This is a genomic window from Salmonella sp. SAL4457 (assembly GCF_046548235.1).
GTDB classification, from domain to species: Bacteria; Pseudomonadota; Gammaproteobacteria; order Enterobacterales; family Enterobacteriaceae; genus Salmonella; species Salmonella enterica.
Genome location: NZ_JBGDZO010000170.1, coordinates 1 through 348, shown reverse-complemented (window position 1 = coordinate 348; position 348 = coordinate 1). Strand labels below are relative to the sequence as shown.

Below are 348 nucleotides of genomic sequence, written 5' to 3'. Positions count from 1 at the left end.
CGGTGTGCTGATCGACGCCTCGCCGGCGCTAACCACCTTCCTCTGGCTCGGCGCCGAGGCGCTGCTCTGCGTGCTGTTGCTGGCGGCACTCTGGAAGACCCGCCAGCTCGACCTCGACTGAGCGCCGGGCAGCAGGTCTCAAGCCAGGACCCGGCGAACCGCCGGCAGCCGCGACAGCACCAGCCAGTCCAGCGCCCAGACCAGCAGGAGCGAGGCCCCCACCAACGGGAAGGCCACGCCCAGCGCCAGCATGATGGCGATGCCGGTCTTCCAGCGCGGCAGCTCGTGGCGCAGCGGCGGCACGCCAAGGCGTCCGGCCGGCTTGCGCTTCCACCAGATCCACAGGCC

Annotated in this window: 1 pseudogene; it reads right to left on the bottom strand. The window is 71.8% G+C overall.

Annotated elements, in window-relative coordinates:
• Positions 1–138: 138 nt before the first annotated feature.
• Positions 139–348, bottom strand: a pseudogene (locus tag ACLJNW_RS23760) (hypothetical protein); the annotation flags it as partial.